Below are 18564 nucleotides of genomic sequence, written 5' to 3' on the forward strand. Positions count from 1 at the left end.
GGTCAATCGGAAAGGTACGCGATATGCGCGGTTTGCGCGAATGGAGTGTCGTCCCGTTCGAGGATTGAGGCTCGGGCGGAGGCCTTCGACCTGTCTGCTCGCGCGAGCGTCTGCCGCAACGACATTCTCAGTTGCCACCGCCCTTTCCCGGCTCTCCTGCCGCTGGCAGGCTGCTGAAAAAAGGGCTTCGCGTGTCGCGTGAAGCGTGATTCGCTCTCCTGCGATCAGCGGGAGCGTTTTCAGTGCGCGGTCATGATCTCCAAAGCAGCTCTCTGTTTTCCTATGTGACTCTTGAGCGCCGCATTTGGAAAAATTATCCCTTGAGAGGCTGTTTGACTATGGGTATCTGTATTGGCGCCTCTGGTAGGACTGCATGAGCCTGTGGCAGTCGGCGATATTGATGCTGTCCTCGGCCGCCGCTGGGATTTGCTCCCAGTGGCGAGTCAGGCGGCGCTGGCGCGTCGAAGGCCGCCTCGATGCGCCAGCGCAGGTGCACCGGCTGGAAGCCCTTGGCCTGCGCCTCACGGGCGGAGACCTGCACCTCCACGCCGTGGCGGGCCGCGGCCTCGTCCATCCGCGCGCCGGTGTAGATCCGATCGGCCTTCACCCGCACCGGCGCCCAGCCCGCCTCCGCGGCGCGGTCCAGCAGCTGGCCCGCCGCTTGCGTGTCGTGGACGTTGGCGGCCATGAACGGCCATGAACGGCACCGGTTTTTCGAAGGCTGCTCGTCTTGGGTCAGGCGGCCAAGGCCTGGTCGCCGATGTGGGTATGACAGCGCGCTTCGGCCTCGGCGGGAGGGATGTTGCCGATCGGCGTGAGCAGGCGGCAGTGGGTGTACCAGTCGATCCACTCCAGGGGGGCGTACTCGACCGCTTTGACGGAGCGCCACGGCCCTCGTCGATGGATCACCTCCGCCTTGAACAAGCCATTGATCGTCTCCGCCAGGGCGTTGTCGTCACCGTCGCCGCCGCTGTGCCGACCGACGGCTCGATGCCCGCGCCGGCCAGGCGCTCGGTGTAGCGCAAAGCCAGGTATTGCTTGCGGGCCGTGCCCGCCCTCGCGGTCGCGCACCATCCGAACGGCGCGCTCGCGCATCTCAGGAACAACGGGGCTCTTCGCTTCGTCATGGCTCCATCCTCTCGGAAGTGGGAGCCTCTGGGAAACCCGGAGCGGTTCACAAGCGCGCTTCGGCGAGCCGCTTCGAGCGTCGGTCGAGGTGTCACGCCGCGACCGTCATCCGCTCGATCCCATAAAGCCGGTCGACGACGACGAGACCGATTACCGCGAGGGCGAGCTGGAGCGTGCTCAACGCCGCGATCGAGGGGTCGAACTGGTGCTCCATGTAGCTCAGCATCACCACCGGCAGGGTGAGCGTCTCCGGGCTGCCGAAGAAGTAGGAGATCGGCAGGTTGTCGAAGGACACCAGGAACGAGAACAGCGAGCCCGCCGCGATGCCCGGCCGGATCAGCGGCAGGACGACGTGCCAGAAGACCTGGAGCGGGTTGGCGCCGAGGAGGGCCGCCGCCTCCTCCAGGCTGCGTCCGGTGCCGCGATAGGTCGCCGCCACCGTGCGCAGGACGTAAGGCAGGCAGACCACCGTGTGGGCGATGAGCAGGGCGGTGAACGAGACCCCGACCCCGATCCGCGACAGGAAGAACAGGGCGGAGAAGCCGATCACGATCATCGGCATCGAGAGAGGCGAGAGCAAATAGACCATCGTGGCGCCCGCGAGCGCCGAGGAGGAGCGGGCGAGCGCGAGCGCCGCCGGGACGCCGATGAGGCACGACAGGATCGTCGCGCCCACCGCGACCGCGAGGCTCACCCGGATCGAGGCGAGGTAGGGCGGATAGTCGAGGATGCGCTGGAACCAGCGCAGCGACCAGCCCGGGATCGGGAAGGTGATGAAGCTCGCCTGCGTGAACGAGCCGACGACCACGATCGCAATCGGCAGGATCAGGAAGGCGAAGAACAGGACGACGAAGCCGCCGAGCAGGAAACGTCCGAACCGGGCCTGCATCACGCGCCGCTCCGGCGCACGAGGCGCAGTTGCAGGACCAGGCAGGCGAGGGCGACCGCGAGCAGCACGGTGCTCATCACGCTCGCCAGGCCGAAATCCCGGGTGGTGTTGAACTGCTGGTAGATGAGGAGCGGCAGGGTCTTCAGCCCGCCGCCGAGCAGCACCAGGGTGACGAAGCTGCCGTTGGCGACCATGAAGACGAGGATCGCTCCCGTGCCGATCCCGTCGAGGGAGAGCGGCAGCGTCACCGACAGGAAGGTGCGCCAGGGGCTCGCCCCGAGGAGCTGCGCGCTCTCTTCCAGGCGCCGGTCGACGCCTTGCAGCACCGCGGCGATCGACAGGACCATGAACGGCACCAGCACGTGGACGAGGCTCGCCACGACGAGCCCCGGCGTGTCGAGGACCCGCAACGGCCGCTCGATCAGCCCGAGATCCTGCACCAGCCAGGTGTTGATCAGGCCGCGGCGAGCGAACAGCACCTGCCACCCGTAGGTGCGCATGATGATCGAGGTCAGGAGCGGCGCGATCAGCAGGAAGATGATCAGGCTGCTCAGGCGGCCGGCATGCCGCACGAGGTAGTAAGCCACTGGGTAGCCGATGAGCGCGCAGATCAGCGTCACGCCGCCGGAGAGCAGGACGGTCTGGAGGATGCTGTCGAGGTAGAACGGGTCGGTCAGGACCTGGATGTAGCGCGCCGCCGTCAGGCCCTGTCCATCCGCCGGCACGACGCTGCGCAGGCCGTTGTCGAGGAGCGGCAGCACGAAGAAGGCGAGCAGGAACAGCACCGCCGGCAGGGCCAGGAAAGGCCGACCGATGGAGGGGCGCCCGGTCAGGACCGGCCGTCGTGCCGCCCCTCGTGTTGCCTCTGTCGTCATCTCACCCCCGGATCTCGCGGTTCCAGCGGTCCACCCAGGCCGAGCGCACCTTCGCGATCTCCTCGTAGGGCGGGAAATGCGCCTGCTGCCAGGGCGTGAAGCGGCGCTTGAGGGCGTCCGGATAGACCACCTTGCGGTTGGTGACGGGGTAGTTCAGCATCGTGGCGAAGCGCAGCTGCGCCTCGGGGCTCAGCATCACGTCGACATAGTCCCAGGCGAGCGGCTTGGCGTTCTTCGGCTTGATCACCGCGAGCGCATTGATCGAGCCGCCCTCGCTCGGGTTGACGAAGTCCATCCAGTCCGCCCCGGCATCGACATGGGCCCAGGTCCGCCCGTCAAAATAGATGCCGAGGTCGGCCTCGCCGCTCGACAGGTGGTTGAAGAAGTCGTTCGGCCCGCCCCAGAACACCACGTTCTTGCGCATCCGCGCCATCGCCTGGAAGAACGGATCGACGTTCTCGACGCCGCCGCCCAGGGCCTTGGCGAGCGTCCAGATCAGCATGATCGGCGTCACCGCGTAGGTGAGGCCCGGCAGCGAGGCGGTCCACTCCCCGGCGGCGGTGCGGTCGACGAACTCGCGGAAGGATTTCGGCGGGTTCTTCACCGTCTTCTTGTTGTAGGTGATGCCGGCCACGCCGTAGTCGAATACCGTGCCCTTGCCGGACAGGGCCTTGGTGAACTCCTCCGGGATGTCGGCGAGGTTCGGCAGCCGCTCGGTCGTGAAAGTGTCGAGGAGGTCGGTCTTCGCGGCGCTGATGGCGAGATCGGGCGTCGCGATGATGACGTCGATCGGTGGGTTCTGCGGGTTCGCCTCGACCTGCGACAGCCATTGCGGCGGCGAGCCGAGGAGCACGTTGGCCTTGGCGCCGGTCTTCTGCTCGAAGGGCGCCACGAAGCTCTTGCGCACGGCCTCCTCCCAGACGCCGCCGAGGGCCGTCACGGTGATCTCGCGGCTCTGTGCCAGGGCGGGAAAGCCCGCGAGGGCGGCGGTGCCGGCGGCGGCGCTCGTCCGCAGGAGGCTGCGTCGGGTCAAGTCGGTCATGGTCCGTCTCTCCGGCATCATTCGTGCAAGGTCAGGGGTGGACGCGGCCTTCGAGCGCCTCGATCTCGGCGACGAGCCGGGCGCGATGGATCCGGGTCGGCACGTCCTCGTGGCCCGGGAAGGCACCCGGCAGGTCGGCCAGGACGCGGGCGTGGATCGCGCGGCGCGTCGCGGTCCGGCGAGCGGCGGGGAGGCGGAACAGGGCCGCGTTCAGACGGTCGAGCAGGTCCGCCGTGAAGACCTGCTCGTAGACCGCGCGCTCGCGCCCGTGGTCGTGGGCCGGGCCGCGGGGCGGCTGGTCGGCGCGCAGCCGCGCCGTCTCGGCAGCGTTCACCGCCCCGTCCGCCAGCACCACGCCGTAGACCGCCCGGGCGGCCTCGGCCGAGACGAGGCCGCGCCGGACGTCGGCCAGCACCAGGCCCGGGTCGCGCTCGGCCGGATCGCCGTAACCGCCGGCCCCGGCGGTGCGCAGCGAGACGACGTCGCCGCGGGCCACCGGAAGCAGGTCGATCTTGCCGAAGCGCCGCTCCCCCGGCGTGCCGGGGTTGAGCACGAACTCCGTCGGGGCACCGGGATGGCCGCCGCGCATCCCCCAGGGCCGGAAGCGCAGGCGCTCCAGGCCGCGGGCCAGCACCTGCGAGCCCTCGCCGAGGACCCGGAAGGTGAGGTCGAGGCCGCATCCGCCGCGCCAGCGCCCGGCCCCGCCGGAATCCGGCCGAAGCGCGTAGCGCAGGACCTCGATGCCGACCTCCGCCTCGACGGTCTCGACCGGATTGTTGGCGAGGTTCGAGATGCCGCTGTCGCGCCCGTCGACACCGTCCGCCCCGTAGCGGGCGCCGGTGCCGCCGATCATCGGTTCGACCACCTGGACGTTCGGCGCGCCGTCCTCCGTCGCCTCGGCGACGACGAGGGGCACGACGAGGCCGCTGCTCGCCGCGGGCATCGCCTCCGGCAGGGCGAGGCCGAGCGCCCCGTTGAGGAGGTCGTTGACGCGGATCGCCGCCGCGTGGCGCACGCCCACCGCCGCCGGGTGCTCGGGGTTCACGAGCGAGCCCTTGGGCGCGACGATCGCGACATGGCGCAGGAGCCCTCGGTTGAGGGGCGCCGTGGGATCGAGGGTGTTGACGAGAGCGAGAACCCGCAGGGTCAGCCAGGCATGCGGCTGGCCGTGGCTCGGCACGTTCATCGCCGCCGCGACCTGCGGGTCGGTCCCGGTGAAGTCCAGGGTCACGGTGCCGTCGCGCACCGTGAGCGCCAGGGCGAGGCGCACGGGCAGGGAGGAGACCGCATCGTCGTCGAGGAAGTCGCTGAAGCGATAGACGCCGTCCGGGACCCGCCGCAGCACCCGCCGGGCTTTCCCGGCCGCGTAGTCGAGGAGGTCCTCCTGGCCCGCCAGGAAGGCCTCGACGCCGTGCTGGGCGATCAGGCCCTCGACCCGGCGCCGCCCGGTGGCGAGCGCCGCCAGCATGGCGCGGATGTCGCCCATGTTGGCGTCCGGCGTGCGGGAATTGGCACGAAACAGCAGCTCGACGTCGGCGTTCATCCGGCCTGCCCGCACCAGCTTCACCGGCGGGATCTGGAGCCCCTCCTGGAAGATCTCATGGTTGACCGGCGAGATGCTGCTCGGCACCCGGCCGCCGACGTCGGAGCAGTGCACGAAGGCCCAGCCGTAGGCGACGACCCGGCCATCGTGGAAGTAGGGCTCGATCAGGTGCAGGTCGGGCAGGTGCGTCGCCAGGCCGACCGAGCGGTAGGGGTCGTTGGTCAGGATGACGTCGCCGGGCTCCAGCTCGCCGGCTGCCGCGATGGCGGCCCTGCAGTCGAGGGCGACGAAGCCCGAGACGCCGATCGAGCGCGGATAGGCGAAGAAGGTGCCGTCCAGGCCCGCGAGCGCGCAGGCGAAGTCGGCGGTCTCCTTGACGTAGAGCGTGCGGCCGGTGCGCTGGAGCGTGAAGCACATCTCCTCGGCGGCCGCCGCGACCTTGTTTCCGAGGATCTCGAGGGTGACGGGATCGAGTCTCATGCCTGCGCGCTCCGCGTCAGGTGCAGGTTGCCGGCCCGGTCGAGGTGGGCGCCCCAGCCGGGAAGCACGATCACGGTGGTGTCCTCCTGCTCGACGACTGCCGGCCCCGCGAAGGCGTGCCCGGCTGCCAGCGTCGCACGGTCGAACACGGCCGCCTCCCGCCAGCGTCCGGCGAGGTAGACCGGCCTGGTTCCCCGCGGGACCGGGTCGCCCTGGGCCTCGGGCAGGTGCGGGAGCGGCAAGGCCGGCGTGCGGCCGATCACGGCGAGGCGCAAGGTCGTCACCTGGATCGGGGCCGAGGCGTCGCGAAACCCGTAGACCCGCTCGTGCTCAAGGTGGAAAGCCTCGGCGAAGGCCGTCTCTGGCGCATCGTCGGGAAGGTGGTCGAGGCCGACGCGCAGCTCGTAGGCCTGGCCGGCATAGCGCATGTCCGCCGCCCGCTGCAGCCTCACGTCGCCGGCGAACCGCCCTTCTTCCGCGAGCCAGGCCCGACCCTCGCCGGCGAGGGCCGCGAAGGTCGCGGCGAGGCGGCGCGCGCTGCCGGCCTCGAGGGGCGTGCGCAGGCTGCGCACGAAGTCGCGACGCAGGTCGGCGCTCACCGCGCCGAGCGCGCAGAACGTCCCGGCCGCGGGCGGCACCACCACGCGGGCGATACCGGCCTCCTGCGCCAGGAGGTTGGCATGAGTCGGGCCGGCGCCGCCGAACGGCACCAGGGTGAAGTCGGCCGGGTCGAGACCGCGCTGGGCGAGGGTCTTGAACAGCTCCGTCGCCATCCCGGCGGTCGCGACCGCGAGCGCCCCGGCGGCGGCCGGGGCTGCTCCATCAAGCCCGATCCGCGCCGCGATGCCGGCGAGGGCCGCTTCGGCCGCTCCCCGGTCGAGGGTCATGCGGCCGCCGAGGAAACGAGAGGGATCGATGAGCCCGGTGGCGAGATAGGCATCGGTGACGGCCGGCTCCCGGCCGCCGCGGCCATAGGCGACGGGACCCGGAGCGGCGCCGGCGCTGCGCGGCCCGACCTTCAGGACGCCGTGGTCGTCGATCCAGACGATCGAGCCGCCGCCCGCCCCGATGGCGCTCACCGCCACCACCGGCAGGACCAGCGGCAGGCCGCCGACCTCGGTGCGGGTCGCGAATTCCGGCTCGCCGTCCAGCGCGACCGCGATGTCGCTGCTGGTCCCGCCCATGTCGAAGGTGATGATTGCGGGCACTTCTGTCCCCGTCATCGCCGCACCGGCGAGGCGCGCCGCCGCCATCACGCCGGAAGCCGGGCCCGACAGGATCGTCTCGACCGGGCGGGCGACCGCCGAGTCGAGGCTCATCGAGCCGCCGTTCGAGGCGGTGACGAAGACCTGCGCGCCCGTGCCGATCTCGGCGAGACCGCTCGCCAGGCGGGCGAAGTAGCCCTGCATCAGCGGCTGGATGTAGGCGTTGAGGCAGGCGACGAGGGTGCGCTCGTATTCCCGGATCTCCGGCCAGATCCGCGCCGCGGAGGTCACGGCGACGCCCGGGCAGCGCGCCTGGAGCGCGTCGGCGATGGCGCCCTCCGCCTCGGGGGCAGCGTAGCCGTTCATCGTCACCAGGGCGACGGCGTCGAGCCGGGCGGCCCGTATCGCCCCCGCCAGCGCATCGAGCGCATCCGCGTCGGGGGTGCGGGTCGCCTGGCCCTTTGGGTCGAACCGGGCCTCGATCTCGAACACCCGGTCGCGCGGGACCAGCGGCTCCTCCTTGCGGGCATGGAAGTCGAACGAGGACGGCATCCGGCTGCGGGCGATCTCCAGGATGTCCCGGAACCCGGTCGTGACGACGAGCCCGATGCGGGCCCCGGCGCGCTGGATGATCGCGTTGAGGCCGATCGTGGTGCCGTGGAGGAGGAGCGACACGTCGCCCGGCGCGAGCCCCGCCTTCGCGGCGCAGGTCACCAATCCCCGCACCACCGCCCGGGCCGGGTCGTCGGGCGTGCTCGGCTCCTTGTAGTGGACGAGGCGCCCGTCCGCCGGATGCGAGAGCACGAAGTCGGTGAAGGTTCCCCCGACATCGATGCCCACCCGGGCCCCGGCGCCCGCTCCGTGCCGTGCCGTCGTGCCGCTCACGAATCGTCCTCCACGATCACCCCGTCCTCAGGTCCCCAGCCGGCCTGCACCACGTCCCCGACCCCATAGGCGAGCTGCCCGAGCGGACCGCCAGCCTGGCGGTAGGCGTAGAGCTCGCGGCCCAGTGCCGGCACGTCGAGCTGGTAGGCGGCGTAGACGCCCCGGAACGCCGACGAGACCACCCGCGCCTCGAAGCGGTTCTCCAGCCCTTCGGCCTCGGGCCCGAGGGCGACGCGCTCGGGCCGGACGGAGAGGAGCGCGGGCGCCTTCCCGGTCGACGCGACGCCCGCCGGCCGGAACCGGCCCTCCGCCACCGTGCCCGCCAGGATGTTGGCGGTGCCCAGGAACTCGGCGACGAAGCGCGTCGCCGGCCGGTCGTAGATCTCGGCGGCACGCCCGACCTGGAGCACGCGGCCGCGATTCATCACCGCGACGCGGTCGCTCATCGAGAGCGCTTCCTCCTGGTCGTGGGTCACCAGCACCGTGGTGATGGCGAAGCGCCGCTGCAGCCGACGCAGCTCGAACTGCATGCTCTCGCGCAGGTTCTTGTCGAGGGCGCCGAGGGGTTCGTCGAGGAGCAGCACCCGTGGGTTCGGGGCGAGCGAGCGGGCGAGCGCCACGCGCTGCTGCTGGCCGCCGGAGAGCTGCGACGGGTGCTTGTCGGCATGGGCCCCGAGCTGCACGAGGTCGAGCATGCGCGCGACCGCCTCGTCCCGGGAGGCGCGACCGAGGCCGGCCATGCGCAGGCCGAAGGCGACGTTCTCCGCGACGGTCTTGTGCGGGAAGAGGCTATAATTCTGGAACACCATGCCGAGCCCGCGCCGGTGTGGCGGCAGCCCGGTGATGTCGCGGCCGGCCACGGTGATCCGGCCCCGGTCCGGCCGCTCGAAACCGGCGATCATCCGGAGCGTCGTGGTCTTGCCGCAGCCCGATGGCCCGAGCAGCGCCACCAGGCTGCCGGCCTCGACCGCGAGTTCGAGATGCGCGACCGCCTGAGCCGTACCGTAGCGCTTCTCCAGGCCCTCGAGCCGGAGATCGGCCGCCTCCGTCGAGGCCTCAGGCGCCACAAGGCCGGGGCGCGGCGTCATCCGACGGTCCGGCCGGTCCTGGACCGGGAGAGCATGGCCTTGAGAGAGGATTCCATCGTGCGTCCGCGCTGATTGTAGCGCTACAATTTACCTGTCGCGGGCTGAGCACAAGCCCGTTCTCGCGCCGTGGGCGGGTGATCCGGCGTCGTCAGAGGCTGCCGCGGCGGACCAGCTGGTAGCCGATGTCCCTGATCGGATCGGGCACCGCCCGCTGCTCCCCGCGGGCGACCAGCAGGTCGGCGGCGGTGGCGCCGATGATGCGCGCGCGGGTCTGCACGGTCGTCAGGCCCGGCGGCACCTCGGCGGCGATCTCGTAGTCGCCGTAGCCGACCACGGCGAAGCGGCCCGGCACCGGCCATCCCTTGCGCTGGCACTCGAACAGGGCGCCGACCGCGAAGATGTCGGTGACGCAGACGAGGGCCTGCAGCCGCGGCTCGATCCCGAGGAGATGGTCGAGGGCGTGACGCCCGCCCGAGAAGCCGAGCGTCTCGGGGCCGAAGAACAGGAGGTCGTTGCGCAACCCCGCCTCGGCGAGGGCGTCCTGGAACCCGCGCTGCCGCTCGCGGAAGCGCATGTCGCGCGGCGCGTAGCCGGCGAAGCCGACATGCTGGTAGCCCTGCTCGATCACCAGCGCCATCAGCGCACGCGACGCCGCGTAGTTCGAGAAGCCCACTGCCATGTCGATGAACGGGCCGTCGACGCTGAACGTCTCGACCACCGGCAGCCGGGCCGCCCGCAGCATGGTGCGCAAGCCCGGCGGATGCTCGGTTCCGGTGAGGACGAGGCCGCCGACGCGCCGGCCGAGGAAGATGCGGCCCGCGCCGACCTGCCGCTCGGCGGTGTCGGCGTTGGCGAGCAGCAGCTCGTGGCCGAGAACCTCCAGCCGCTCTTGCAGGCCCTGCACCATGCCGGCGAAGTTCGAGTTGCGTAAGGAAGGGACGATGGCGCCGACGAAGCGGCTGCGGCCGGAGGCGAGGTTGCCGGCGACGCGGTTGGGCACGTAGCCGAGGGCGTCCGCCGCCGCGTAGATCCGCTCGCGCGTCTCGGCCCGCACCTTGGCCGGCTGCTGGAAGGCGTTCGACACCGTCATCAGCGAGACGCCGGCCGCGCGCGCGATGTCCTCCATCCGGACCGACGAACCGTCCCGCTCAGGCATGCACGGCTCGTCGACCATGGGCCGGAACGGGGCGAGCGGTCCTGCGCCTCCGGCCCTGCATCGTCGGATGGTCATCCCTCATCGTCGCGCTCGATCCCCGGTGCCGATGTTCGCCGCTCGGTGCGGCCCCTGTCTGGCGGCAGGATAAGCTGCGGATCAAGCGAATGCAGACCCGGTCCAGGGCAGATCCTATTAGAACCATGCGGACCTCCGCCGGGAGCGCGTCACCCGTGCGGCCTGCGACTCCGTCGAGCCGGGACCACGGGCCGGCCGGCGGACGGGTCTGCTTGCCGTATCAGGGCCTCGACGATGGCCTCGGGCACGTCCGCCTCGTCGATGACGGGCGGGCTCCGCGCCTGGATGTCGTCCGCGTAGAGCGCAGCGGCCAGCGAATGACGCACGGGCAGGCGGGCGCCGCGAGCGGTGGCTTGCGTGCAGAACGCGACCAGATCCTCGCGGGGCTCGACGACGATGCCGAACCCGGCGTGGAACGGCCCGGCCTCGAACAACCGCATGCCGATCACGAGGCCTTCGCGTGCCGAGGCTTCGAGGCCCTCGTCGAGGAGCCAGAGACGACGTCCGGCATCGAGCAGATCCTCCAGCCAGAGACCGGCCTGTGCGTGCCACTCCGCCACCCGGACGATCGACACGAACGCCCCGCCCATCCGGCGGGCGACGTCCTGCTCCGGTGGGTCGAGAGTGGCAAGGCGGTCGTGCAGGAAGCCGTCGAAGACCCGCCGGCCGCGCTGGTTGGGCTCGAACAGCGCAACGTCGCAGAGCATGTCGAAGACCGTGTCGTCCGCGAGCTGTGCGTCGTCCACGAGGCCGAGATGCTTGGCGGCCCGGTCGAGGTCGGCCTTCTTGCAGGCGTGGACCGCCTGCGCGAGGATGGCCCGGATCGCGCGCCGGATCGGCCGATACTGGGTCAGGATCATGTCCCGCGTCATCGCAGCCTCGCCGGTCATGTTCGTCCTCCATCCACCGGGAGATAGGTCGCATGAGCAGCATTCGGGAGCGGCTCCAGGGCCGCTGGCGCATCACCGAGACCGGCACGTGGGACAGCGACGACCTCGACCTCGTCGAGCCGGCCTTCATCGCCTTCGAGCCGAACGGAGCAGGTGAGTTCCGCTTCGTGGCGGTCGTGGCGGGTCTCGACTGCGCCTACAGCCAGACCGATGTCGGATTCCGGTTCCAGGGCTCGGACGAGGGCGACGAGGTGTTCGGCGAGGGCTGGGCCGAGGCCGACGGCGCCGATACGATCCACGGCGAGATCGCGTTCTGGAACGGTGACGAGACGACCTTCAAGGCCCGCCGCTGGCCGAGGTCGTGACGCGGCGCTCGGGGTCGGCCGGAACGGCACAAGCCTTGGCAGCGGCCTTCTTGGCAGCGGCCTCCTTGGCAACGGCCTTCTTGGCAACGGCCTCCAGCCGCGCCCGCACCGTCCGGCTTGCCGGCGCCCCCTGTCGCCCGAGGCGCGATCGCCGATCATGACCGAGGCGTCCCGCGGCCGGACGTGCCAGTGCAGCCCGATCAGGGCGCAGAGCACCGCGTCGAGCCGGTCCTGGTCGGCCTTGCGCGGGGCTCGATCCCCGCCAGGGCCTCCGTCCACTCCGCGAGCCCGCGACCTCGGCCTCCACGGCCTGCTGCCGCACCGTGGCGATCACCGCCTGCCAGCCTGTAGGGGTGAGGGACGTGGGGTGGGCCGGATTGTCGCGCGGCCCGCCGAGGCGGCCGTCGACGGCGGGATCGAGGGACGGCATCGCCAGGGCGGGGAAGACCTCCATCAGGTAGTGGCCGCCGGTGGCCTCCCGCGAGGCTTCCGGATCCTCCGTCGCGCCGAGCCGTTCCTTGAAGCGCCAGAGCGGGGCCGCAAACTGCGCCAGGAACCCGCGCCGCTTCACGCCGGATGCGCCGCCTTCACGTCAACCGCGTCACCCATTCTCCCGCGGTACCCAGGTCGGCAGATCCGGCAGCTCACCCCTGGCAACGGGCCGAGATGGGCATCAGCGTGGATCGCATGGAACCTCCCCTTCAAACCGGCCATTGTTTTGTGCGGTGCAACATGGCCGCCGAGGAACGATCATGCTTGGACCCGCCGACATCGAAGACATGATGCTCGAATTCGCAACGGCACAGGCTGCGGCCAACAAGCTAGATCCGCCAGAGGCTTCGCACTGGCCGCCGACGAGTTGGTCATGGGGCGGCGGTCCGAACAGGCCTTGCCCGCACGAGTCTGCTCCCGGACGCTGCCCAGGAGCCCCGGCATCGGATCGTAGCCTCGATGCGGTCCAATCGAGTTGTGTAAAGCGTTGAGTTGTCTGCAACTCAATCGCCACATGTAGTAAAATATAACATAGCACATTTTACAAATAAATGTTCTTTGTCTCCTTGCAAAATAGGAAATTGCTGCGATATGTATGTAATGCAGCAAAAAACCAAGCTGGTTTGTCGATAAAATTCGGCGTGCTTATCGGATATAGTAAGCACTTTAGTGCATGAACGAAATAGTGTTAGGAAATTCCCATGGCTGCCCATCCCAATGCCACGACCAACAAGCAGCCCGAGCAGGCTGAGAAGTTCGCCGACTCTGTCAAGGCAAGCATCAACGAGACCAGCGAGCAGGGCACTCAGTTCGCCGATGTCGCTCGCAGCGGCATGAGCCAGATGGCCGATCTCAATGAGAAGGCTGCCGAGAACGCCAAGCACATCATGCAGAAAAACGTCGACACCGCCTCTCAGCAGGCTCGCGAAGCGGCTGATCGGTTCACGCGTTCACTCGGGTTCACCGGGAAGGACAGCGAGCGCCTTGCTCGCCAGTCGAAGCAGAACATCGAAGCCATCACGCGCTGCGGTACGGTTCTGACCCAGGCCTACCAGGATGCTTCCCGCAACTGGTTCGATCTCGGTCAGAAGCAGTGGCAGCGCAACCTCAACGGCCTCAACAAGCTGATGCGCGCGACCTCGGTGCAGGAGTTCACCGCGATCCAGAGCGAACTGATCCGCGAAGGATTGCAGCACATGGTGCAGGACAGCAAGGTCATCGCCGAGGGCTCGGTCCGCGCGGTCGAGGAGGCCAGCAAGGCGTTCTCGAATACCACTCAGAGTCCCACACTCGTCCGCTGAGCTCGCTCGCCATCCGGGCGAGTATCCTGGAGCACACTAGAACCTCGAAGGGGCGGCTGATACAGCCGCCCCTTCTCTTTTTTCCACCGTCCGGCTCCGCGCCGCACGGCCCGGATTGCGCCATGTGCTTTCACGTCTTCAATATGATGCGGCTTGGCTTCGAGGCTCAAAAGGGGGTCGAGCTTCGGCTCATCAGGCGCGCCTGGGGCGGCGAGGACGGCGGCAACGAGGCAGCCTTGACGGTTGCAGACGAGATCGATGCCGCCGTTGAGGCGACAGGAACGCTGATGAGCGGAGGTTCGATCGAGACGGTTGTGTCTCGCTATCGAGAGCACGTGGCAGCGAACACGAAACGCTTGACCGAGATGGATGAGTGCCCGTCCGGCTGGCGCCGGATCCACTCCGGCGCTTCGTCCAGATCGGCAAACTTGGGCGAAGGGGACGGTCGAGGGCAGCGGCAAGCCGATGGCGGCGGTCCTGACGGCCGGCGAGCGGCACGAGCAGTTCGCGCTGATGGACAAGGGCGCTGTGCGGCAACCGGGGCGTAGCCGCCTCGCCTGCGTCCGCGCCGGGAGTTCGAGGCAATTCCAGCCCACCTGCCGGCTGCCGGCGCAAACAGCGGCGGATCGAACCGATTATCCCGACCCGCGAGGACCATCCGCGTCAGCCCGACTTCGACAAGGCCGCCTACCCGGAACGCAACAAGGTCGAGCGGCTGATCAACCGGCTCAAGCAGTATCGCCGCATCGCCACCTGCTACGAGAGGCGAGCCACCAACTACCTCGCCATGGTCACGCTCGGCATGATCATGCTCTGGCTTTCATGGGTTTGCAAAGACGCCCCCAGAACCGCAGTTTTGTAGGATGATATCTGAAAATAATCATTTTTATTCGCAAACCCTTATTGCTTCGATCGGTCGAGGCGCCATATGCACATATGCATCTCGGCGATGGGCTGGGATCAATCCGGAGGGTGCGATGCCCACCGACCTTCCTTCGCGACGACCTCCCTCTAGGGTTCACGGCATATCGACCCTGCGGATCGCGATCACCGGCATCCGGCTACGGCTGCTAGGCTGGCGCATCGAACAAGCCGTCGAAGAGCACGATCATGTAAAACTGCTCCAGGTCCTGAACACCTGGGTCGCCTTGCACCAGCGTACATCAGCGTTGCTGCATGACGAGGTTCCAGCAAATATGGACAGGGATAGAAACCTGTTCTGCGATCGGCTCCGCGTGAGCGTATCGAAAATTATTCGGGAAGAGCGGCGCCTCGACCGGATTTCCAGCCGCTTGAAGCGGGATCGAATCAGGGGAAATATTCGTAGTTACCAAAGATCATACGCGATTGGGAAGGAATCTTATGATCGTACTTTATCTCTTTGGAGATGTATTTCTATGTCGTTCAATTCAAGGAGGTAGAGATGGCGCAAAATTTCGATATCATAGAGTCGTTGATGCTTGATCATAGGCGGCTTGGTCGCCTGCTTCAGCTTATTGACAATGGTCGATGGTGGACTGACGACGAGCCTTGTCAAATCGATCTGTCGAAACTTGAAGACGCGGCTGGCCAAATCCGCGTCTCCATTGCGCGAATCGAGCTGTTGGTCGGGAATGTGGGCATTCGGTCCGTGGCTGGCCAGGGTACGGCTGCACCACTGTCAGTACCACGGCTCATGGCGGAACTCTGATCCCTCTCTTCGTGGACGGGAATCGTGGAAGGGAATCCCTTCTGCCTGCCTTACCGGGCACCTGATTCCTGAGCGGAGACGTATTGAGCGGAGAAGTATGACGATGCGGCCGCAGGGCTGAACTCTCACTCGGTGACCAGCCTGCCCCCCTCGGCTCCGGCACCGGCTTTGCCCGACGCTTCGTACCCGTGAACGGTTGGATGGATGCGGACCGCCGGATCCAGCTGGATGAGCGGCGCGGAATGGCTGCTCAGAAGGGATGCCACGTCGCCGGGGGCGCGAGCCGGTGTGAAAGCCCAAGGTGCGAGCCTCAGGGCGCCCCGGCACAACCTGGAAGCCAGGCTGTTCGCCGCCCGAGGCTGCGAAGATGCTCGTCTGCAGAGTATGGTCTTCGCTGTGCTTGCCGATCTCAAGCGACCCTGGGAACCGAGTCGCGCCCGATGGACAAGGCGTGAACGCCCGGCATCCAGGTGTGTAGTCCCGGAGGGTGATGGTGCGTCCTCCGCCTGACGCGTCAGCGCCGGTGATGCACCATCACCCTCCGGGACTACACATCAAGGCCGATGAGAGCTGCGCCTGGGCCGCGCGATCGGCCCGCTCCCTTGTCGTCCCCCGACCCGCCGCCCTCGACTACTTGGAAATCTTCGATTCAGATCAGCCTGGATAGCTCCGGGCGGCTGGCCGCCCGCGGAACGCCGGTCTGGTTCGTCCACCAGCCCCCCGCCGGAGAGTCCGGCAACGGCGCCCGGTGCTCACCTGAAGCCCGTTGATGGCCACCTGCCAAGAGCGCGTGATTTCAGCAAGCAGGATAGCGCCATAGAGAAGTAATCAGCCTTGCCGAATGCCATCACAAATGCCGGCGTTCGCCTTGCTCGCAATATGTGTTTACAGGATCAAGATAAAAATTTCTACTCAACAGTTCGACTGGATCGTCGGCGATTGCTCGGCTTTCAGGGGCGATCCGAGTATGGCGGAACGTCGACAAGCGTCGCGATCAAGCGAAGCAGAGCTTGTTGCTCAGGCTTTCCGCTTCCGTCGCTCAAGAACGCCGCAAGCTCTATGTGGCGGAGACGGCCGCCTGACGGACTGTTGGGCTGATGGATGATGAAAGCCCTGCCATTGCCCGGCTCTCGGCCCAGATACCAGCAGTCTCCGCTTGGACTCTGATATAGTTCGCGGCGGTTCGACATGGGTGAGAACTCCTGCTGTGCATCCAATATATGTCAATCGGGTCGGATTTGCAGGCTGATTATCCATAAAATAATACTACTATTTTCTTGATATTTTATCTCAAATGTGAAAGGGGCTCGACCTGCAGGCCCTCATATCGTCTCGTCGCGTCGACGGCTCCCAAACCTCGACGACGGGGCTGGCGGGTCGGTCCCTGGCAGGGTGTACAGCCCGGCCCGCCAACTGGACAGCCGATGCCGACCAGCCATGTTGAAGCCTGGATCTTCGGACCCGACATCCGTTCGAGCGTGAAAGGAGTTTACCGTGACGGTGAACCAATCGGCCGCGTGCGACGTTGGCGCGCGGAAGATTCCGACGACCTGACGGGCGAATGGTTCACCGTTGAACGGCGGAGAAGCGGCCTTTACGTGCCAAGGGAGGACATGCACGAAGAGTTCCAAGACGCTCTTGAGCGGATCGCATAATACGGTCCCGTGCTGTGAGCGCGGGCGCTTACGCGACGAATACAGCAGCGCTCATTCTCGCCTGCATTCTGCGCCGCACGCGGTGAGTTTAGCCGGCACACCGTCGGTCGAAGATGACCTGCCGCTCACCTGCCATCCATCATGTACCGTCGTGCGAACTCGGCACATGGGCTGTGGCGGCAGCCTCGTCTGTTTGGAATGCGCTGGATCGCGACAGCGAGGGTCCAAAATCCTCAGCGGTGACGAATGTCTTGGTCTGCTCTAACAATGCACGAGACCTCTTGATGGTGTCCCGAGACGTTTCGATCAACCAGATATCATAGCCAGTACCCGGAAGGCGCTTGCGGGACATCTCCACCATGACGGCGATCCTCGCGGTGCAGGCGGGAGCGCACGTCTCTCTCGGCCACCAGCGCCTACAGGTTCGGATCGGCTGGCGATGCCAGCATCTTGCGCTCACTGCGCAGAATGTCCAAGCGAAGCATCGCCGCCAGCCGGAGGCATGATCGATGGTGCCCGTACGGTTTCCACGCTGTGCCCGCGGCCGTGTCCTCGCCCTGCCTGATACGCGTCGATGAAAAGGATGACTCGGTCATCGGTCGCCCGGCCGAGGTGCGCGCCGACGGCGAGCGCATCGAGTTCCGCCAGGCCGGGCGCATCCTCGCCGAGCACCCACGAGCCTTCGGCCGCGGCCAGGCGGTCTACTTCCCCAGCTTGATCCACTCGGGCGTGACCTCGTGCATGTCGGCCGACCACGGGATCCGGATGCCGCAGAGATCGCCGCGGACGGCGCCGGTAACCGGGGCCCGACGCCGAACAGCCGCAGCGTGTCCCATCCTGCGGCGTGCGCCTGCATCCCCCACCGCTCGACGACCTCGCCGCAGCGCCGGTGCGTCTCGCCCTCTTCGTCGGAGCGGAGGCCGGGACGGGGCGGCGGGCCGGGGGAGAGGCTGGCGAGGCCGCGAGACATTTCGAGGACGGTGGCGGGAAAGGCAGGGGAGGCGGAAGCCCTCATGCTGATTCGCGTAGCCTGGGCCGAGATGGAGGGGACCGGCAGATGTGCCGGGAATTGTGCCGGCATATCCGGAACGCCCAAGGCTGCAAACGGACACCGCAGAGAAACTGTGCCGGCGTTTGTGCGTCCGCGCTTCGCGTTCCGTTACCGCCCGGGCGGGCCGGCACCTGGCCGGTCCCGCCGCAGGTCCGGCACTGGTCCTGCCGCGTCTCGGTGTGTCGGTCCTCCTGGGTGCTCTCGCCGGTGGCGGAGCAGGTCGGGCACGGGACTTCGATCGTGGTCATCAAGCATCCTCCCCGCAGCCGCGCCCAATCGTCTTCCCGCCGTCCCCGGGGTTGGTGAAGTCGCGCCAGTGGACCCAGCCGCGCGGGCAGTGGAAACCCCACGCCGGATGCGCGGGCCGGTGATGAAGAGGGGCCAGCAGGCGCCGTGCGTCAGTTCAATCCGGTGGGCGTGGCTGGCGCCGCGGAACTTGAACCCACCAGCCTGCCGCTCGGTCCGCACATGCACGCCGCCAGCGGCGATCGTCTCTTCAGTGTACCGCCTGTCGAGCAGCAGCGAGACATTCCACCAGGGGTGATCGTGCAGTGCCCGATCGTCGTCCGATCGCAGGAAGTGGTGCAAGTAGATGTTGAAGAAGCGGTTGCGCGGGATCACCCACCAGCGCCGGATATACGGATCGGCTTCGCCTCCGATCATCACGTCGGGCGGACGGCGATCGGCGATCGCGAGAAGTCGCGACCGGACAAAGTTGAATAGGACCTTGGTCATCAGGTCTACCTCTCAGCCC

Annotated in this window: 15 protein-coding genes and 4 pseudogenes; 7 read left to right on the plus strand and 12 right to left on the minus strand. The window is 67.9% G+C overall.

Going from position 1 to position 18564, the window contains the following annotated elements:
* Positions 1-336 precede the first annotated feature (336 nt).
* The 10 genes and pseudogenes from DA075_RS17100 to DA075_RS17145 form a co-directional block, all read right to left on the minus strand.
* A pseudogene (locus DA075_RS17100) lies at positions 337-685 on the minus strand (IS5-like element ISMpo5 family transposase); the annotation flags it as partial.
* A gap of 50 nt (positions 686-735) precedes the next feature.
* Positions 736-1037: pseudogene (locus tag DA075_RS17105) on the minus strand (integrase core domain-containing protein); the annotation flags it as partial.
* A gap of 182 nt (positions 1038-1219) precedes the next feature.
* The gene (locus DA075_RS17110; RefSeq protein WP_099954261.1) at positions 1220-2017 is read right to left on the minus strand and encodes an ABC transporter permease; all 798 of its coding nucleotides are present in this window, start codon (positions 2015-2017) and stop codon (positions 1220-1222) included.
* Positions 2017-2892, minus strand: a complete 876-nt coding sequence (locus DA075_RS17115; RefSeq protein WP_099954262.1) for an ABC transporter permease — start codon at positions 2890-2892, stop codon at positions 2017-2019. Before DA075_RS17115 ends, DA075_RS17110 begins: the two co-directional genes overlap by 1 nt.
* Position 2893: 1 nt before the next feature.
* On the minus strand, positions 2894-3934 hold the full coding sequence (locus tag DA075_RS17120; protein WP_099954263.1) for an extracellular solute-binding protein: 1041 nt from the start codon (positions 3932-3934) through the stop codon (positions 2894-2896).
* Between the two features lie 31 nt (positions 3935-3965).
* Positions 3966-5957, minus strand: a complete 1992-nt coding sequence (locus DA075_RS17125; RefSeq protein WP_099954264.1) for a hydantoinase B/oxoprolinase family protein — start codon at positions 5955-5957, stop codon at positions 3966-3968.
* Positions 5954-8047, minus strand: coding sequence for a hydantoinase/oxoprolinase family protein (locus DA075_RS17130; RefSeq protein ID WP_099954265.1), 2094 nt, complete (start codon positions 8045-8047; stop codon positions 5954-5956). The genes DA075_RS17125 and DA075_RS17130 overlap by 4 nt, the downstream gene beginning before the upstream one ends.
* The gene (locus DA075_RS17135) at positions 8044-9135 is read right to left on the minus strand and encodes an ABC transporter ATP-binding protein (protein ID WP_099954266.1); all 1092 of its coding nucleotides are present in this window, start codon (positions 9133-9135) and stop codon (positions 8044-8046) included. The genes DA075_RS17130 and DA075_RS17135 overlap by 4 nt, the downstream gene beginning before the upstream one ends.
* A 148-nt stretch (positions 9136-9283) precedes the next feature.
* Positions 9284-10291: a LacI family DNA-binding transcriptional regulator gene (locus tag DA075_RS17140; protein ID WP_164712361.1), complete on the minus strand. Its 1008-nt coding sequence runs from the start codon at positions 10289-10291 to the stop codon at positions 9284-9286.
* Between the two features lie 224 nt (positions 10292-10515).
* Entirely contained in the window at positions 10516-11256 is a 741-nt protein-coding gene (locus DA075_RS17145; protein WP_099954268.1) for a DUF7986 domain-containing protein, read from the minus strand.
* 32 nt (positions 11257-11288) lie between these two features.
* Here DA075_RS17145 and DA075_RS17150 point away from each other — a divergent pair, with 32 nt between their 5' ends.
* Positions 11289-11621, plus strand: a complete 333-nt coding sequence (locus tag DA075_RS17150; RefSeq protein ID WP_099954269.1) for a hypothetical protein — start codon at positions 11289-11291, stop codon at positions 11619-11621.
* On the opposite strand, the gene DA075_RS38155 is transcribed toward DA075_RS17150, so the two are convergent.
* Entirely contained in the window at positions 11593-12192 is a 600-nt protein-coding gene (locus DA075_RS38155; protein ID WP_174800097.1) for a hypothetical protein, read from the minus strand. The genes DA075_RS17150 and DA075_RS38155 overlap by 29 nt on opposite strands.
* Positions 12193-12814: 622 nt before the next feature.
* On the opposite strand from DA075_RS38155, the gene DA075_RS17160 reads away from it, so the two are divergent.
* The 4 genes and pseudogenes from DA075_RS17160 (at position 12815) to DA075_RS17185 (ending at position 16759) form a co-directional block, all read left to right on the plus strand.
* Positions 12815-13414, plus strand: a complete 600-nt coding sequence (locus DA075_RS17160; protein WP_164712363.1) for a phasin family protein — start codon at positions 12815-12817, stop codon at positions 13412-13414.
* Between the two features lie 447 nt (positions 13415-13861).
* A pseudogene (locus DA075_RS17170) lies at positions 13862-14276 on the plus strand (transposase); the annotation flags it as partial.
* Positions 14277-14391: 115 nt separating this feature from the next.
* On the plus strand, positions 14392-14835 hold the full coding sequence (locus tag DA075_RS35990; RefSeq protein ID WP_123834307.1) for a hypothetical protein: 444 nt from the start codon (positions 14392-14394) through the stop codon (positions 14833-14835).
* Positions 14836-16528: 1693 nt separating this feature from the next.
* Entirely contained in the window at positions 16529-16759 is a 231-nt protein-coding gene (locus tag DA075_RS17185; protein ID WP_099954271.1) for a hypothetical protein, read from the plus strand.
* 139 nt (positions 16760-16898) lie between these two features.
* On the opposite strand, the gene DA075_RS36000 is transcribed toward DA075_RS17185, so the two are convergent.
* The gene (locus DA075_RS36000; protein WP_123834309.1) at positions 16899-17120 is read right to left on the minus strand and encodes a hypothetical protein; all 222 of its coding nucleotides are present in this window, start codon (positions 17118-17120) and stop codon (positions 16899-16901) included.
* Between the two features lie 161 nt (positions 17121-17281).
* Here DA075_RS36000 and DA075_RS17190 point away from each other — a divergent pair.
* Together DA075_RS17190 and DA075_RS36625 are read left to right on the plus strand one after the other, a co-directional pair.
* Positions 17282-17470 (plus strand): annotated as a pseudogene (locus tag DA075_RS17190) (Mu transposase domain-containing protein); the annotation flags it as partial.
* Between the two features lie 733 nt (positions 17471-18203).
* Positions 18204-18533: a hypothetical protein gene (locus DA075_RS36625; protein WP_164712365.1), complete on the plus strand. Its 330-nt coding sequence runs from the start codon at positions 18204-18206 to the stop codon at positions 18531-18533.
* Positions 18534-18564: the final 31 nt, after the last annotated feature.

It is taken from the genome of Methylobacterium currus (assembly GCF_003058325.1).
GTDB classification, from domain to species: domain Bacteria; phylum Pseudomonadota; class Alphaproteobacteria; order Rhizobiales; family Beijerinckiaceae; genus Methylobacterium; species Methylobacterium currus.

Coding starts and splice junctions, on each gene's coding strand:
- DA075_RS17110 (WP_099954261.1), bottom strand. CDS start 2,017: ATGCAGGCCCGGTTCGGACGTTTCCTGCTCGGCGGCTTCGTCGTCCTG.
- DA075_RS17115 (WP_099954262.1), bottom strand. CDS start 2,892: ATGACGACAGAGGCAACACGAGGGGCGGCACGACGGCCGGTCCTGACC.
- DA075_RS17120 (WP_099954263.1), bottom strand. CDS start 3,934: ATGACCGACTTGACCCGACGCAGCCTCCTGCGGACGAGCGCCGCCGCC.
- DA075_RS17125 (WP_099954264.1), bottom strand. CDS start 5,957: ATGAGACTCGATCCCGTCACCCTCGAGATCCTCGGAAACAAGGTCGCG.
- DA075_RS17135 (WP_099954266.1), bottom strand. CDS start 9,135: ATGACGCCGCGCCCCGGCCTTGTGGCGCCTGAGGCCTCGACGGAGGCG.
- DA075_RS17140 (WP_164712361.1), bottom strand. CDS start 10,291: ATGCCTGAGCGGGACGGTTCGTCGGTCCGGATGGAGGACATCGCGCGC.
- DA075_RS17145 (WP_099954268.1), bottom strand. CDS start 11,256: ATGACCGGCGAGGCTGCGATGACGCGGGACATGATCCTGACCCAGTAT.
- DA075_RS17150 (WP_099954269.1), top strand. CDS start 11,289: ATGAGCAGCATTCGGGAGCGGCTCCAGGGCCGCTGGCGCATCACCGAG.
- DA075_RS17160 (WP_164712363.1), top strand. CDS start 12,815: ATGGCTGCCCATCCCAATGCCACGACCAACAAGCAGCCCGAGCAGGCT.
- DA075_RS35990 (WP_123834307.1), top strand. CDS start 14,392: ATGCCCACCGACCTTCCTTCGCGACGACCTCCCTCTAGGGTTCACGGC.
- DA075_RS17185 (WP_099954271.1), top strand. CDS start 16,529: ATGCCGACCAGCCATGTTGAAGCCTGGATCTTCGGACCCGACATCCGT.
- DA075_RS36000 (WP_123834309.1), bottom strand. CDS start 17,120: ATGGTGGAGATGTCCCGCAAGCGCCTTCCGGGTACTGGCTATGATATC.